The following is a 15,709-nucleotide window of genomic DNA, read 5'->3' as shown; positions in this document are numbered from 1 at the left end:
TTAAAATAGTAGCTATCCATTTAGAGATTGGATAGCTACTATTTTTTTATGTAAGTCCCTCTAGGACTCAAAAATTTCTAATTTGACAGGAGTGTGAAAATTCACACATATTAGAATAAATAACAGAACACGTGAAAAATACCTAGATGCTGAGAAGATATTGTAAACGTAATCTTTGGATGGTAACATTAAAAGTGTCAAAGGGCTGAGATAATAAAAAAATAATTAGGGGGAAAAGAAGTTATGATGCAAAAGATTCAACGATTTGGTGGAGCGATGTTCACACCGGTATTATTATTTTCATTTTCAGGTATAATAGTGGCGTTAGCGATACTATTTAAGAATCAGGACCTATTAGGGTCAATAGCGGCAGAAGGAACAGTATGGTATAACATATGGTATATCGTAGAACAAGGTGCATGGACAGTATTTAACCAATTACCTTTATTATTTGTAATTGGACTTCCAATAGGGCTTGCTAAAAAGAACCAAGCTCGTGCTTGTTTAGAATCAGTAGTATTATACTGTACATTCAATTACTTTGTAGCAGCAATGCTTACGTTATGGGGACCAACTTTTGGTGTTGATTATTCACTTCAAGCTGGAGGCGGAACCGGACTTGCAATGGTAGCAAGCATAAAAACATTAGATTTCGGTATGGTTGGAGCAATATTAATTGCAGCTATTGTTGTATATTTACATGATAGATTCTTTGATACTGAATTACCAGAATTCTTAGGAGTATTTAAAGGTTCATCCCTTGTATGCATAGTAGGATTCTTCGTAATGATTCCAGTTGCATTAATATTATGCTTCTTATGGCCAAAGGTACAAATTGGAATTGGATCAATGCAAGGATTTTTAAAATCTTCAGGTATATTTGGGGTATGGATATATACATTCTTAGAACGTATTTTAATACCAACAGGATTACATCATTTTATATACACACCATTTATATTTGGACCAGCAGTTGTAAGTGAAGGAATTCAAGCTTATTGGCCATCCCATATATCAGAATTTTCAACTTCAGCTCATACATTAAAAGAACTTTTTCCACAAGGTGGATTTGCACTACATGGATTATCAAAGGTTTTTGGATGTACTGGTATAGCCTTAGCTATGTATGCAACAGCAAAACCAGAAAAGAAAAAGATGGTAGCAGGACTTTTAATTCCAGCAACATTAACAGCTGTTTTTGCAGGAATTACAGAACCACTTGAATTTACATTCTTATTTGTTGCACCAGTATTATTTGCAGTACATGCGGCTTTAGCAGCAACATTGTCAGCAGTATCATTTGCATTTGGTGTAACAGGAAATTTTGGTGGAGGATTAATAGATTGGATAGCTCAAAATTGGCTTCCATTATTTAAATATCATTCAGGAACCTATGTAACTCAAATAGTAATAGGATTAATATTTACAGCAATTTATTTCTTCGTATTTAGATTCTTAATTCTTAAGTTTGACTTTAAGACTCTAGGACGTACAGATGATGAAGATGGAAATGAAGATAAATTATATAGAAAAGCAGATTATGTAGCTAAAAAAGCTATTTCAGAAGAAAAGGGAGAAAAAGGACAAAAAGTAGATGTAAGAGATACTAAAGCAAAAGCATTTTTAGAAGCATTAGGTGGAAAAGATAATATAGAAGATGTAACTAATTGTGCAACCCGGCTTAGAATTACAGTAAAAGATCCAGCGTTGGTTCAAGATTCAAAAGTTTTTGTAGCAGCTGGAGCGCATGGCTTAGTAAACAAAGGAAAAGCTGTTCAAGTTATAGTTGGACTAGCAGTACCGCAAGTAAGACAACGATTTGAAGAACTTTTATAAAAAATATAATTTAAAAACTACACAATAATATAACTATTTTAATTAATAAATATATTAAAAATAAATATTTAAATTTTAGGAGGAATAAACAATGAATAAATTTTCAATAGCAATAGCAGGCGGTGGAAGTACATTTACTCCAGGAATAGTATTAATGTTACTTGATAACTTAGATAAATTTCCTATTAGAAAGATAAAATTTTTTGATAATGATGCGGACAGGCAAGATAAGGTGGCTAAAGCTTGTGAAATAATATTAAAAGAAAGAGCACCAGAAATAGAATTTATTCAAACAACAGATCCCGAAGAAGCATTTACAGATATTGATTTTATAATGGCTCATATTAGAGTTGGTAAATATGCAATGAGAGAAAAAGATGAAAAAATTCCATTAAGATACGGAGTTCTTGGACAAGAAACTTGTGGACCAGGAGGAATTTCATATGGAATGCGTTCAATTGGTGGAATAATTGAAATCATTGATTTTATGGAAAAATATTCACCAAATGCATGGATGTTAAATTATTCAAATCCAGCAGCTATAGTAGCAGAGGCTACTAGAAAATTAAGACCAACTTCAAAAATATTAAATATATGTGATATGCCAATTGGAATTGAAACTGCCATGGCTGAGATAGTTGGATTATCTTCAAGAAAAGAAATGGACATTAAATACTATGGTTTAAATCATTTTGGATGGTGGACAAGTGTTAAAGACAAGGAAGGCAATGATTTAATGCCAAAGATAAAAGAACACGTTGCAAAATATGGATATAATGGAGCTCCTGGAGAACTTCAGAACCCTGAGGCTAGTTGGTCAGATACATTTACAAAAGCAAGAGATGTATGGGCAATAGATCCAGATACTTTACCAAACACATATTTAAAGTATTATTTATTCCCAGATTATGTTGTAGAACATTCTAATAAAGAATATTCAAGAGCAAATGAAGTTATGGATGGAAGAGAAAAGTTCGTATTTGGAGAATGCAAAAAGGTAGTAGAAAAAGGAACTTCAGAAGATTGTGGACTTCATATTGATGAACATGCTTCATATATAGTTGACTTAGCTCGTGCTATTGCATATAACACTAAAGAAAGAATGTTATTAATAGTAGAAAATAATGGAGCAATAGAAAACTTTGATAAGACTGCAATGGTTGAGATTGCATGTATAGTAGGAAACAATGGACCGGAACCACTAGTAGTTGGACCTATTCCTCAATTCCAAAAGGGATTAATGGAGCAACAAGTTTCAGTTGAAAAATTAACAGTTGAGGCATGGGCAGAAGGATCATATCAAAAATTATGGCAAGCAATTTCATTATCAAAGACAGTTCCTAGTGTATCAGTTGCAAAGCAAATTCTTGATGATTTAATTGAAGCTAATAAAGAATATTGGCCAACGTTAAAATAATACCAGTATTAGAATAATCATTAGTAAAAGGTTGCTTAAATAGAATTAATTAGTTCTAAAAAGCAACCTTTTATTAAATAATTTTGAAAATTTCTCTAAGATATAGTGTAAAGAACTATATTAAGTTGAGTTTAGTATATTTAACAGCAATTTTTGAAAACTAATCTATGATAAAGGCGGGGAATATTAATGAAGAAGAATTTAAAGATAAATAGCAAAGAAAAACAAGAAGTATTTATATTAAAAATAGTAACTATGTTTTTTAAAATAACTCCGGTCTTGTTCTTAATGTACCTATATATAATTTCAAATATAAGTGGGGGTAAAATATTTGCTCCAGTTATTGAAGATATAAATATGACTATAGCTTTTATTACAGCAATGCTAGGGCCAGTTTGTGGAATTTGCTGTCAAAATGCATATGATAATCTGAAGGAAAACAAGAATATGCTGTTTGCAAAAATAATATTGTTAGCAATTGCATTATCTCAAATAATATTATTAAATTTAATACCTTTTTGTGGTATAGCATATGTATTATATAAATTACATGATGGTTTTAAGATTAATTTTAAAGAATTAAAAATACAATTAAAGGAAAAAAAATCCATACAAAGTTCATTAATAAGTGTATTTGCAATTTTTGTGGCAATAATTTGTGTTTATGCAAGGATAAATATAGTCTAGTTAATCGTCAAAATATTCACCACTTAATGTGAGTGTGAAAATTCACACATATTAGAATAAATAACAGAACACGTGAAAAATACCTAGATGCTCTAAATGCATTGTGAACGTAATCTCATGGTGATAACATTAAAAGTGTCAAAGGGATGCAGTAATAAAAAACAACTTAAAACTAGATATTAATATATTATTGTTAATTAACAAATATATTAAAAATAAACATTAAAAATTTTAGGAGGAATAAACAATGAATAAATTTTCAATAGCAATAGCAGGCGGTGGAAGTACATTTACTCCAGGAATAGTATTAATGTTACTTGATAACTTAGATAAATTTCCTATTAGAAAGATAAAATTTTTTGATAATGATGCGGACAGGCAAGATAAGGTGGCTAAAGCTTGTGAAATAATATTAAAAGAAAGAGCACCAGAAATAGAATTTATTCAAACAACAGATCCCGAAGAAGCATTTACAGATATTGATTTTATAATGGCTCATATTAGAGTTGGTAAATATGCAATGAGAGAAAAAGATGAAAAAATTCCATTAAGATACGGAGTTCTTGGACAAGAAACTTGTGGACCAGGAGGAATTTCATATGGAATGCGTTCAATTGGTGGAATAATTGAAATCATTGATTTTATGGAAAAATATTCACCAAATGCATGGATGTTAAATTATTCAAATCCAGCAGCTATAGTAGCAGAGGCTACTAGAAAATTAAGACCAACTTCAAGAATATTAAATATATGTGATATGCCAATTGGAATTGAAGGTGCCATGGCTGAGATAGCTGGATTATCTTCAAGAAAAGAAATGGATATTAAGTACTATGGATTAAATCACTTTGGTTGGTGGACAAGTATTAAAGACAAGGAAGGCAATGATTTAATGCCAAAGATAAAAGAACATGTTGCAAAACATGGATACATTGTTGATGTAAAAGAAAATCAAAACACAGAAGCTAGCTGGAATGACACATACTCGAAAGCAAAGGATGTATGGGCAATAGATCCAGATACTTTACCAAACACATATTTAAAGTATTATTTGTTCCCAGATTATGTTGTAAAACATTCTAATAAAGAATATTCAAGAGCAAATGAAGTTATGGATGGAAGAGAAAAATTTGTATTTGGAGAATGTAAAAAGGTAGTAGAAAAAGGAACTTCAGAAGGTTGCGGACTTCATGTTGATGAACATGCTTCATATATAGTTGACTTAGCTCGTGCTATTGCATATAACACTAAAGAGAGAATGTTATTAATAGTAGAAAATAATGGAGCAATTGAAAACTTTGATAGGACTGCAATGGTTGAAATTGCATGTATAGTAGGAAATAATGGACCAGAACCACTAGTAGTTGGACCTATTCCTCAATTCCAAAAGGGATTAATGGAGCAACAAGTTTCAGTTGAAAAATTAACAGTTGAGGCTTGGGCAGAAGGCTCATATCAAAAATTATGGCAAGCAATTTCATTATCAAAGACAGTGCCAAGTGTATCAGTTGCAAAACAAATTCTTGATGATTTAATTGAAGCTAATAAAGAATATTGGCCAACATTAAAATAATACCAGTGTTAGAATAATCATTAGTAAAAGGTTGCTTAAATAGAATTAATTAGTTCTATAAGCAACCTTTTATTAAATATTTTTTAAATCCCATCTATTCCTCTAAGATATAGTGTAAAGAACTATATTAAGTTGAGTTTATTATATTAAACAATAATTATTAAAATTTGTTATAATGATATAAGATAATTAGCGCAACTACTTAAATTAGGGGGATATGCTATGAGATTAGAAGAAGTAATAAACAATAATTATTCAAAATTAAATGAAAATGATTTATATATTCTGAAATTTATATGTAGTAATAAGAGCGAATGTACTAATGTATCAATTAACAATCTTGCTGATAAATGTAATGTATCAAGAACAACAATTTTAAGATTTGCCCAAAAATTGGGCTTTAAAGGATATAGTGAGTTTAAAGTTATGTTAAGCTGGGAAGAGAAAAAAAAGGAGAATGATCAAACAGATAGAGACTATGTGAATAAGTTTTATCTGGATTTGGAAGAAACAAAGAAAAATCTAAATCATAAAAATATGCAAGAAATATCCAAATTAATATATGACTCAGATAGGGTATTTGTTTATGGAACAGGAATGACTCAAAAAGCTATAGCAAAGGAAATGCAAAGAACATTTTTGGTGTCCCGTAAGTATCTTTATGTAATCGAAGGCGAAACAGAATTACAAACAGTACTTTCTGATGTAACGTTAAAAGATGTTCTTATTATAATAACTTTAAATGGAAACAGAGATTTTTTTAAGACAATAGCAAGTAATTTAAAGATCAATGGAATCAAATATATATCAATGACAAAATTCAGCGATAATGTAGTGGCGAGAAATACTCCTTATAATTTATATATCTCGACTACTGTTATTAATGCTGGAAAAGACCAAACTCACGAATCAACAGCATTATTTTTTCTTCTAGTAGACATATTATTCAGGGAATATTTAATATATGTTGAAAACCAATCTATGATAAAGGCTGGGAATAGTGATGAAGAGGAAGTTACAGATAAATAGAAAAGAAAAAAAGAAGTATTCATTAGACATAATGTGAAAAGTCTTGTTATAAAATAAAAAAATAGTAGCTATCCATTTACGAATGGGGCTACTATTTTTTAGGCTTATTAACAAATTTTAAATACTAAACTGTTGCCTTTTTTTCCATGTTAGATCGTTTGCAATCTAATGGATTAAGATTAATATGGTGAATGATCTCGCTATCGCTAGGAGTCATAAGCATTTTATCTAAATAGATTCTTCCATTAGAAGTATTAGCCACAACGTGAATATTACCATCAGCTTTATACTCTATCCAAGTAAATTCGTCAGTAATTACAGTATTTAAATCTTCATTAGAAACTAGAGCTCTAGAAGAAGCTTTACCATTCTTATCTCTTAAAATTATAGAGATAATATTTTCGTCTAAGATTTCGTAATCATTTTTAGTATTTCTTTCAACTACTGCAATGTTACATCTTCTATTATCTAGAGTATCTCCATTTATGTGTTTAATAGGAGCTTTAGGATTGGCATCTAAAATTACACTATGTAGAGTTTGTTTTAGTGGCTTAGATTGTTTATTAGTTTTAGTTGAACTTATGTTTTGAACTAAATAACTATTAAAATCCTTATGCCATTCAGCAAACCAAGTACCTATGTTCTTAATCTTTTCCATATCAGTAACATCTATTTTAGATATTAGTTCGGAACCATCCTTCTTCAATACTGAAATTAAAACTACATCGCCTTGAATTTCATATTTATTTTCTACGTTTTTATAATTCGTATTTATAAAAAAACACCTCTTTTATTATTATTATGACAATAAGTATAACAGAGGTAAGGCTAGAATGATACATTTAAGGTATAAATAGAAAGTTGCAAAACTTAAAAAACGATATATAATAAATATATAAACAAAATAGAACAAAACAAAAAAATAACAAACAAATATAAATTAAGTAAAAATAAAAGGAGGTAAAAATGTTAAAAGAAGAAAGACAACAAATAATGGTGGAAACTGTAAATAGACTTGGAATAATTAGAGTTTCGGAATTAACAGAAAAATTAGAAGCTACAGAGATGACTTTAAGAAGAGACCTTAAGTATTTAGAAGAAAAAGGATTGCTTGTTAGAATTCATGGTGGAGCTAGAAGTGAAAGAAACATTAGATTTGAAGAATTATCTCCTAATGAAAAGAGAACTTTAAATATAGAAAAGAAAATTGAGGTTGCAAAGATTGCAGCAAGCTTAATTAATGAAGATGATATTATTTATATAGGTCCAGGGACTACCTGTGAGCATATATATGAGTACATTAATGTTTCTTCCGCCAAGATCATAACAAATTGCTTAAATATATTTGATAAATTTAAGGATGATGATAGATTTGAATTAATTCTTATCGGTGGAAGACTAAGAAAACAGACTAGTACATTTGTTGGAAATTTCGCTAATGAGGTTTTAATAAAAATTAGAGTTAAAATAGCTTTTATAGGAGCTAATGGAATTTCAGATAATAACGTTATGACATCTAACGAAGAGGAAGGCGTATGCCAGAACATTATTATGAATAATGCTATGAAAAGATATGTTATATGTGATTCAACAAAGATTGAAAAGGAAGACTTCTTTACATTATATAAATTAGAAGATGCTACAGCATTAATAACAGATTCAGGAATAGATGTAGAGCTAAAAAAGAAGTATTCAAAATATTGTAAAGTAATAAATAAAATAAAATAGAAGAGAAATAAAAGTTAGTCTTTTAATTGATCAGACAAATAAGGAAGAATTAAAAATAGAATATAAGTAATTTTGTTAGTAAATAAGGCTTTGATTAATAGCGATATGTAATCAGAGCCTTATTGTATGGGCTCTGATTACTACTAGATATATAGTAATATTAAAATACAATGAAAAAATGAAATAATGAGTAAAAGATAGTAAAATGAAGCAAAAGTAGATTAAACAAAAGAAAACTGAATGTAAACATTTAAACGGACAATTGCAAAAAAAATAAAACAATATATAATAGAATCATAGAAGAAAACAAACAAAACAAAAAATAAACGAACAAAAGCAAACTAAGGAGGGGGAAATGATAAAAGATAAAAATCAATTATTTGAACATGGATTAATATTTCAAGAAGATTTCACTAATTTAGATCAAGCTTTTGAAATCATGGCGGACAAGCTATTCAAACTGGGCCTTACAAAAGAACATTATTTAGAATCTATAAAGGAGAGGGAAAAGAACTATCCAACAGGAATTGATTTAAGTGTTATTGAAAAGGATTTTCCAAATGTTGCAATACCACATACTGAAAGTGAATACTGCAATGCTACAAAAGTAATTTTAGTAAAATTACAAAATGAAATCAATGTAAAGAACATGATGGATTCAGATAGTGAATTAAAAGTTAAATATCTGTTTATGATTCTTAATAAGGCAGGTGAAGAACAAGCTAATATACTTGCCAATATTATGGATTTTGTAACAAATAAAAATAATATAAATTCATTAGAAAAAGCAGAAACAATAGAAGAACTTTATAATGTAGTAAAAAATAATTAAATTTATGGAGGTTAGTATTATGATTAAAATTTTAGCAGCATGTGGAGCAGGAATAAATTCAAGTCACCAAATTAAGGATGCTATTGAGGAGGAAATGAAAAAGAGAGGTTATCAAGTAACAGCTGATGCAGTTATGATAAAGGATATCACTGAAGAGTTAGTATCTAAATATGATGTTTTCACACCCATTTCAAAACCAGATTGTAGCTTTGAAATAAAAATACCAATTGTTGAAGCAGGTCCGATTTTATACAGAATGCCTATGATGAGTAAACCAGTTTTTGATGAACTCGAAATAGTTCTTAAGAAGTTGAATAAATAAAATAATAAGGTGAGGTGGAAGAAATGAGTACAGTTATTGAATTAGCAAATAAGATATTCCAGCCAATTATTAATCTTGGTGGTCCAGCAATGATGTTTATAGTTTTAACATTATTAGCAGTAATGATGAAAGTAAAACTTTCCAAAGCTATTGAAGGCGGGATAAAACTTGCAATAGCCCTTACAGGAATGGGTGGAGTAATAGGAATTCTTACAGGAGCATTTACTCCAGCACTACAAGCATTTGTAAAATCTACAGGAATTCAGCTTTCAGTTACTGATGTAGGGTGGGCACCACTTGCAACAATAACATGGGGATCTGTCTATACCCTATATTTCTTATTTATATTAGTTGTTATTAATATAATAATGCTTGTTTTGAAGAAAACAGATACATTGGATGTCGATGTTTTTAATGTTTGGCATTTATCAATAGTAGGTCTTATAGTAATGTACTATTCAGATAATAATTTAATTTTAGCAACATTACTTGTAGCATTTATAGGAGTTCTAAAGTTTATAAATGCAGATTTAATGAAACCAACATTTAATAAACTAATAAATATGCCAGAATCAAATCCTACAACTACAACACATTTAAATTTTATGATAAATCCTATAATAATGATATTTGATAAATTCTTTGATAAATTTTTACCTTTCTTAGATAAATTCGACTTTGATGCTGCCACACTTAATAATAAGATTGGTTTCTGGGGAAGTAAATTTGCCATAGGTTGTTATTTAGGTATATTTGTTGGATTACTTGGAAAACAAAGTGTAAAAGATATTTCAACATTAGCATTTACAGGTGGTATGTGTTTAGAATTATTTTCACTAATAGGAAGTTGGTTTATCGCAGCAGTTGAACCACTTTCACAAGGAATTACAAACTTTATGAGTAAGAAATTCCAAGGAAGAAAGTTCAATATAGGTATAGATTGGCCATTCTTAGCATCTAGAGCAGAAATATGGGCAACAGCTAATGTTTTGGCACCAATACTTCTTATAGAAGCGTTAATTTTACCTGGTAATCAAGTTTTACCTTTAGGTGGAATAATTGCAATGGGATTAACTCCAGCGTTATTAGTAGTAACAAGAGGGAAATTAATAAGAATGATTATATCAGGATCTTGTCTATTACCAGTATTCCTATTATCAGGTACTGCAATTTCTGAATTTGTTACTAAGACAGCACAGCTTGTAGGAGCTTTTCCAGCAGGAATTTCAGAAACAGCAGCTATAACTCACTCTACACTTGAAGGTCCAGTAGAAAAGTTTATTGGAATTGTTGTAGGTAAATTTGGTGGAAATATGAATTTTGAAACTGGATTAACATTTGCAATAACAATAGGATTATATTTATTAATATTTGTTTGGTACGCTAAGCAAATGAAAAAGAGAAATAAAGAGTATTTACTAGAAGCAACTAAATAAAAACCTACATTTTTATTTCCCTAATTGGTAAAGTTTAATTAGGTCGTATACTCAAAATAAAAGCATAACGTAAGGTGGGTATAGAAATGTTAAAGGAAGAAAGACATAAGATTATATTAGAACTTATAAATAGATTCGGAATAATTAGAGTTTCAGAGTTGACAGAAAAATTAAAAACAACTGAAATGACGTTAAGAAGAGATCTTAAGTTCTTAGAGGAACAAGGATTACTAGTTAGAATCCATGGAGGAGCTAGAAGTAAAGATAGTATCAAGTTTCAAGAATTATCATCAACTGAAAAAAGAAGTATAAACCTTGACAAAAAGATTGAGGTAGCAAAGATCGCAGCAAGTCTAATTAATGAAAATGACATTGTTTATATAGGCCCAGGAACAACAAGTGAACATATATATGATTACATTAATGTTTCTTCTGCCAAGATTATAACAAATTGTCTTAACATCTTTGAGAAGTTTAGAAATGACAATAGATTTGAACTAATACTTATTGGAGGAAGATTAAGAGAGAAGACAAGTACATTTGTTGGAAATTTTGCTAATGAAGTTTTAAGCGAGATTAGAGTTAAAGTAGCTTTTATAGGAGCTAATGGAATTTCAGATAATAATGTTATGACTTCTAATGAAGAAGAGGGTGTATGCCAGAATATAATTATGAACAATGCTGTGAGAAGATATGTTGTTTGCGATTCAACAAAGATTGAAAGGGAAGATTTTTTTACATTGTATAAATTAGAAGACGCTACTGCATTAGTAACAGATTCAGCATTAGATGTAGATTTGAAAAAAAAGTATTCGGAATATTGTAAAGTAATAAATGAAATAGAGGAGAGATAAAAGTGAAAGTTTTAATTGGATCAGACAAAAAAGGAAAAAATTTAAGAGAACATTTAAAAGGTTATTTAAAAGAAAAGGGTTATGAGGTAATTGATAAAACAGAAGATGAAGTAGATTTAGTAGATGCAACAGATAGAGTTTGTACCGGAATATTATCTAAGGAGGGGGACAGAGGAATACTTATAGATGAGTATGGTGCTGGATCATTTATGGCAGCTAATAAACATAAAGGAATCATCTGTGCTGAAGTTTCAGATGAACATTCAGCAATGATGACAAGGGCACATAATAATACATCAATAATAGCAATGGGTTCTGGAATAGCGGGAAATAAATTAGCAGAAGCCATGGTAGATGCATATTTAAATGAAGAATATGCTGCTGGAAGACATCAAGTAAGAGTAGATATGTTAAATAAAATGTTATAAGAGGGGGAATTAAAAATGAAGATTGCAGTTGCATGTGACCATATTGTCACAGATATAAAAATACACATAGTAGAATATTTAACAGAAAAAGGACATGAGGTAATAGATTGTGGGACTTATGATCATATAAGAACACATTTCGCTATATATGGTAAGAAAGCTGGTGAAAAGGTAGCATCTGGGGAAGTTGATTTAGGAGTAGTTCTTTGTGGTACGGGGGTTGGAATAACAGGATCAACAGCTAAAGTAGTAGGAACAAGACCAGCATTAGTAAGAGATGTATCAACAGCAATATATGCTAAAAAACATTTAAATGCCAATATAATTGGATTTGGTGGAAGAATTACAGGTGCTGGTTTAATGGAAAATATAATAGATGCTTTTCTTGAAACAAAGTTTGAACCAACTGAAGAAGATAAGAAAATTATAGCTAAAATAGATGCTATAGCAACTAGAAAAGATGATCAATTTGGAAATGAACATTTCTTTGATGAATTCTTAGAGAAGTGGGATAGAGGAGAATATCACGATTAAGGTTTAAAACAAGAGGAGGATATAAAATGAATTTATTATCAACAAGAGAAATGCTTTTAAAGGCACAAAAAGACGGATATGCAGTACCAGCATTTAATATACACAATCTTGAAACATTACAAGTTGTTGCAGAGACTGCAATGGAGATGAGATCACCAGTAATAATAGCTGGAACACCATCAACAATAGAAGAGTACGCAGGACCAGATTATATAAAAGCTATGGCAGAGGTAGCAGCAGGAAAATATAATATACCAATAGCTATCCATTTAGATCATTTTGAAGATGTACAAGCGATTAAAAAAGATATAGATATAGGATTTAAATCATGTATGATCGATGCTTCAAAAAAATCCTTTGAAGAAAATATAGCAACTGTTAAAGCTGTGGTTGAATATGCTCATGAATATGATGCGGTTGTTGAAGCAGAACTTGGAAAGCTTGGGGGAGTAGAAGATGATTTAGTTGTTGATAAAAAAGATGCTATGTATACAAATCCTGATAATGCAGCTGAATTTGTAAGCAGAACAGGGATAGATTCATTAGCCATAGCAATAGGAACAGCTCATGGATTATATAAGGGTGAACCTAAACTTGATTTTGAAAGATTGAAAGAAATAAGAAGCAAGGTTAGTATACCGTTAGTATTACATGGAGCTTCAGATGTGCCAGATGAATTAGTTAAAAAGGCGATATCTCTTGGAATATGTAAGGTCAATGTTGCAACAGATTTAAAAATTCCATTCTCAGATGCGGTAAAGGAATATTTTAAAGAAAATCCTAAGGCAAATGACCCAAGAAAATACATGGCTCCAGGAAAAGAAGCTATGAAGAAAATAGTAATGCACAAAATTAATGTATGCGGAAGTGCTAATAGATATTAGTAGATAAATTTAAGTATAGATAGAACAAGTAATTGTCAGTGTACTTAAATAATTTAGAATAAAAAAAATCTTAGGAATAGATGTACTAAACCTAAGAAAAATAAATAAACATTCAAGATAATTATAGAACAAAAAAATTGAAAATACAATTTAAATATAATTGAACTTTTAATAACAGAAAAGTTCAACTTGTAGAGAAAGTCCAAAATAAAGGCGTAGGAATTAACAACCTACGCTTTTGTAGAATTAAGAGTAATATTACTGATATATATATTTGATTAATTAGTTTAGTTATAAATCAAAGGAGGATGAGGATTATGATATTAGTTGTAAATTTAAATGCATCAGTAGATAAAAGATATGAAATAGAAGATATAGAAAAAGGCCGCGTGATGAGAGCAAAAAGTGTTGAGAATACACCGGGGGGAAAGGGATTACATGTGGCTAATGTAGCAACTATACTAAAAGAAGATTGCATTGCTACAGGATTTCTTGGGGGAAAAGCTGGAGAATTTATAGAAGAAAAACTTAAGGATTATGGGATAAAGCAAGACTTTGTAAAAATTAATGGAGATACAAGAGAATGTTTAGCATTTATTACAGATGACCTTGTACAAACAGAAATACTTGAACCAGGTCCAGAAGTTAGTGAAGAGGAACAGTGGGCATTTTTAGATAAATATATAGATTTAATTAAAGATGCTACTGTAGTGGTAGCATCTGGAAGTATACCAAGGAATGTCTCTGCGAACTTTTATAGAAAATTAATAGAATTAGCAAATTATCAAGGTAAAAAATTCTTATTAGATACTAGTGGAAACCTTTTAAAAGAAGGAATTGAAGGAAAGCCGTATTTCATTAAACCAAATAGAGATGAAATAGAAGCATTAACAGGAAGGAAAATTCAGTGCATAGAAGATGCTATAAGAGAAATAAAAGAATTTCAAGCTAAAGGAATAAAGTTTGTAGCTATATCGTTAGGAGCTGAAGGATCAATAGCAGGGTATGAAGGGGGATTTTATAAAGTAACAATACCTAAAGTAGAAGCTGTTAACCCTGTAGGATCTGGAGATGCATATGTTGCAGGAATAGCAGTAGCTACACAAAGAGGATATAATATTTCAGATACATTAAAATTTGCATCTGCTTGTGGAACAGCAAATGCTATGGAAAAGGAAACAGGATTTGTTAGAGAATCTGTAGTTAAAGATTTAATTAATAAGGTAACAGTAGAAGAACTTTAATCTATATAGGAAAGGAATGTTTTTATGATTTATTCTTTAGAAAATTCAACAGTTAAGATTACAGCTAGCACTCATGGGGGGGAGCTTCATTCAATAACAGGAAAAAAAGAAGGAACAGAATATTTATGGAACGGAGATTCAAAATATTGGAAGTACCATGCACCACATTTATTTCCTATAATAGGAAAGGTAATAGATTCAAAATATAGAGTTGATGAAAAAACATATGAATTGCCAGCTCATGGAATAGCTAGAATAGCAGATTTTGAATTTATATCACAAACGAATAATTCTATTACATTTGAACTAAAATATTCAGATGATTCTCTAAAAGTATATCCGTATAAGTTCTCACTTCAAGTTACTTATACACTTGAAGAAAATACAATAAAAACAACATTTAGAGTTATCAATTTAGATGATAAGAAAATATATTTTTCACTAGGAGATCACCCCGCTTTTATGTGTCCCATTGAAGAGGATGATAAATTGGAAGATTATTATCTTGAATTTAATAAAAAAGAAAAGAGCTCTGCTATGTTAATTAATGAGGAGGTTTATATCTCTCATAATAGAAAGGAATATTTAAATGATTCTAATATAATTCCACTTTCAAAGGAATTATTTAAGGATGGACTTTTTATATTTGATGATTTGAAATCTAATAAGGTATCTATAAAATCTAGAAATCATAATAAATCTTTAAGTGTAGAATTTGATGGATTCCCTTATCTAGGATTATGGGCACCGGATAATGCAGCACCATTTATTTGTATAGAACCTTGGTTTGGACATCCTGATTATGAAGATTTTAATGGAGAATTCAAAGAAAAAAAAGGTGTAATTTCATTAGAAGTAGAGAAAGAATTTAATTGTAGTTATAGAATATTTATTCAGGAATAATC

The 15,709-nt window shown here is 29.9% G+C and carries 16 protein-coding genes; 15 read left to right on the top strand and 1 reads right to left on the bottom strand.

What is annotated here, in order from left to right:
• The first annotated feature begins 243 nt into the window (after nt 1–243).
• The 5 genes from CLVI_RS08695 to CLVI_RS08675 all read left to right on the top strand — a co-directional run bounded on the left by CLVI_RS08695 (nt 244) and on the right by CLVI_RS08675 (nt 6,542).
• Complete coding sequence (locus CLVI_RS08695) at nt 244–1,836, top strand: alpha-glucoside-specific PTS transporter subunit IIBC (RefSeq protein ID WP_106059737.1); 1,593 nt, start codon at nt 244–246, stop codon at nt 1,834–1,836.
• A gap of 91 nt (nt 1,837–1,927) precedes the next feature.
• Nucleotides 1,928–3,253: a 6-phospho-alpha-glucosidase gene (locus tag CLVI_RS08690; RefSeq protein ID WP_106059736.1), complete on the top strand. Its 1,326-nt coding sequence runs from the start codon at nt 1,928–1,930 to the stop codon at nt 3,251–3,253.
• A gap of 189 nt (nt 3,254–3,442) precedes the next feature.
• Nucleotides 3,443–3,940, top strand: a complete 498-nt coding sequence (locus CLVI_RS08685) for a hypothetical protein (protein ID WP_106059735.1) — start codon at nt 3,443–3,445, stop codon at nt 3,938–3,940.
• 247 nt (nt 3,941–4,187) lie between these two features.
• A complete protein-coding gene (locus tag CLVI_RS08680) occupies nt 4,188–5,513 on the top strand; it encodes a 6-phospho-alpha-glucosidase (RefSeq protein WP_106059734.1) in 1,326 nt (441 codons plus the stop codon).
• 222 nt (nt 5,514–5,735) lie between these two features.
• Nucleotides 5,736–6,542 (top strand): MurR/RpiR family transcriptional regulator, encoded by an 807-nt coding sequence (locus CLVI_RS08675; protein WP_106059733.1) that lies wholly within the window; start codon nt 5,736–5,738, stop codon nt 6,540–6,542.
• Between the two features lie 124 nt (nt 6,543–6,666).
• Here CLVI_RS08675 and CLVI_RS08670 read toward each other — a convergent pair whose 3' ends face one another.
• Nucleotides 6,667–7,248 carry a hypothetical protein gene (locus CLVI_RS08670; RefSeq protein WP_242980629.1) on the bottom strand — a complete coding sequence of 194 codons (582 nt, stop codon included), beginning with the start codon at nt 7,246–7,248 and terminating at the stop codon, nt 6,667–6,669.
• A gap of 260 nt (nt 7,249–7,508) precedes the next feature.
• Here CLVI_RS08670 and CLVI_RS08665 point away from each other — a divergent pair, with 260 nt between their 5' ends.
• From CLVI_RS08665 to CLVI_RS08620, 10 genes are all read left to right on the top strand, one after another.
• On the top strand, nt 7,509–8,270 hold the full coding sequence (locus CLVI_RS08665; protein WP_106059731.1) for a DeoR/GlpR family DNA-binding transcription regulator: 762 nt from the start codon (nt 7,509–7,511) through the stop codon (nt 8,268–8,270).
• 355 nt (nt 8,271–8,625) lie between these two features.
• Complete coding sequence (locus CLVI_RS08660) at nt 8,626–9,102, top strand: PTS sugar transporter subunit IIA (RefSeq protein WP_106059730.1); 477 nt, start codon at nt 8,626–8,628, stop codon at nt 9,100–9,102.
• A gap of 19 nt (nt 9,103–9,121) precedes the next feature.
• On the top strand, nt 9,122–9,424 hold the full coding sequence (locus CLVI_RS08655; protein ID WP_106059729.1) for a PTS sugar transporter subunit IIB: 303 nt from the start codon (nt 9,122–9,124) through the stop codon (nt 9,422–9,424).
• Between the two features lie 23 nt (nt 9,425–9,447).
• A complete protein-coding gene (locus CLVI_RS08650; RefSeq protein WP_106059728.1) occupies nt 9,448–10,860 on the top strand; it encodes a PTS galactitol transporter subunit IIC in 1,413 nt (470 codons plus the stop codon).
• Nucleotides 10,861–10,946: 86 nt separating this feature from the next.
• Nucleotides 10,947–11,714, top strand: a complete 768-nt coding sequence (locus CLVI_RS08645; protein ID WP_106059727.1) for a DeoR/GlpR family DNA-binding transcription regulator — start codon at nt 10,947–10,949, stop codon at nt 11,712–11,714.
• A 2-nt stretch (nt 11,715–11,716) separates the two neighbouring features.
• Nucleotides 11,717–12,142, top strand: a complete 426-nt coding sequence (gene lacA / locus CLVI_RS08640; RefSeq protein WP_106059726.1) for a galactose-6-phosphate isomerase subunit LacA — start codon at nt 11,717–11,719, stop codon at nt 12,140–12,142.
• Nucleotides 12,143–12,157: 15 nt separating this feature from the next.
• A complete protein-coding gene (gene lacB / locus CLVI_RS08635; RefSeq protein WP_106059725.1) occupies nt 12,158–12,676 on the top strand; it encodes a galactose-6-phosphate isomerase subunit LacB in 519 nt (172 codons plus the stop codon).
• Between the two features lie 26 nt (nt 12,677–12,702).
• Entirely contained in the window at nt 12,703–13,560 is an 858-nt protein-coding gene (locus CLVI_RS08630) for a tagatose bisphosphate family class II aldolase (RefSeq protein ID WP_106059724.1), read from the top strand.
• 317 nt (nt 13,561–13,877) lie between these two features.
• Nucleotides 13,878–14,804, top strand: coding sequence for a 1-phosphofructokinase family hexose kinase (locus CLVI_RS08625; protein ID WP_106059723.1), 927 nt, complete (start codon nt 13,878–13,880; stop codon nt 14,802–14,804).
• A 24-nt stretch (nt 14,805–14,828) separates the two neighbouring features.
• Nucleotides 14,829–15,707: an aldose 1-epimerase family protein gene (locus tag CLVI_RS08620; protein ID WP_106059722.1), complete on the top strand. Its 879-nt coding sequence runs from the start codon at nt 14,829–14,831 to the stop codon at nt 15,705–15,707.
• The last annotated feature ends 2 nt before the right edge of the window (nt 15,708–15,709 follow it).

The sequence above is a fragment of the Clostridium vincentii genome, assembly GCF_002995745.1.
Classification (GTDB): domain Bacteria; phylum Bacillota; class Clostridia; order Clostridiales; family Clostridiaceae; genus Clostridium; species Clostridium vincentii.
This window is presented reverse-complemented; position numbering and strand designations above follow the sequence as displayed.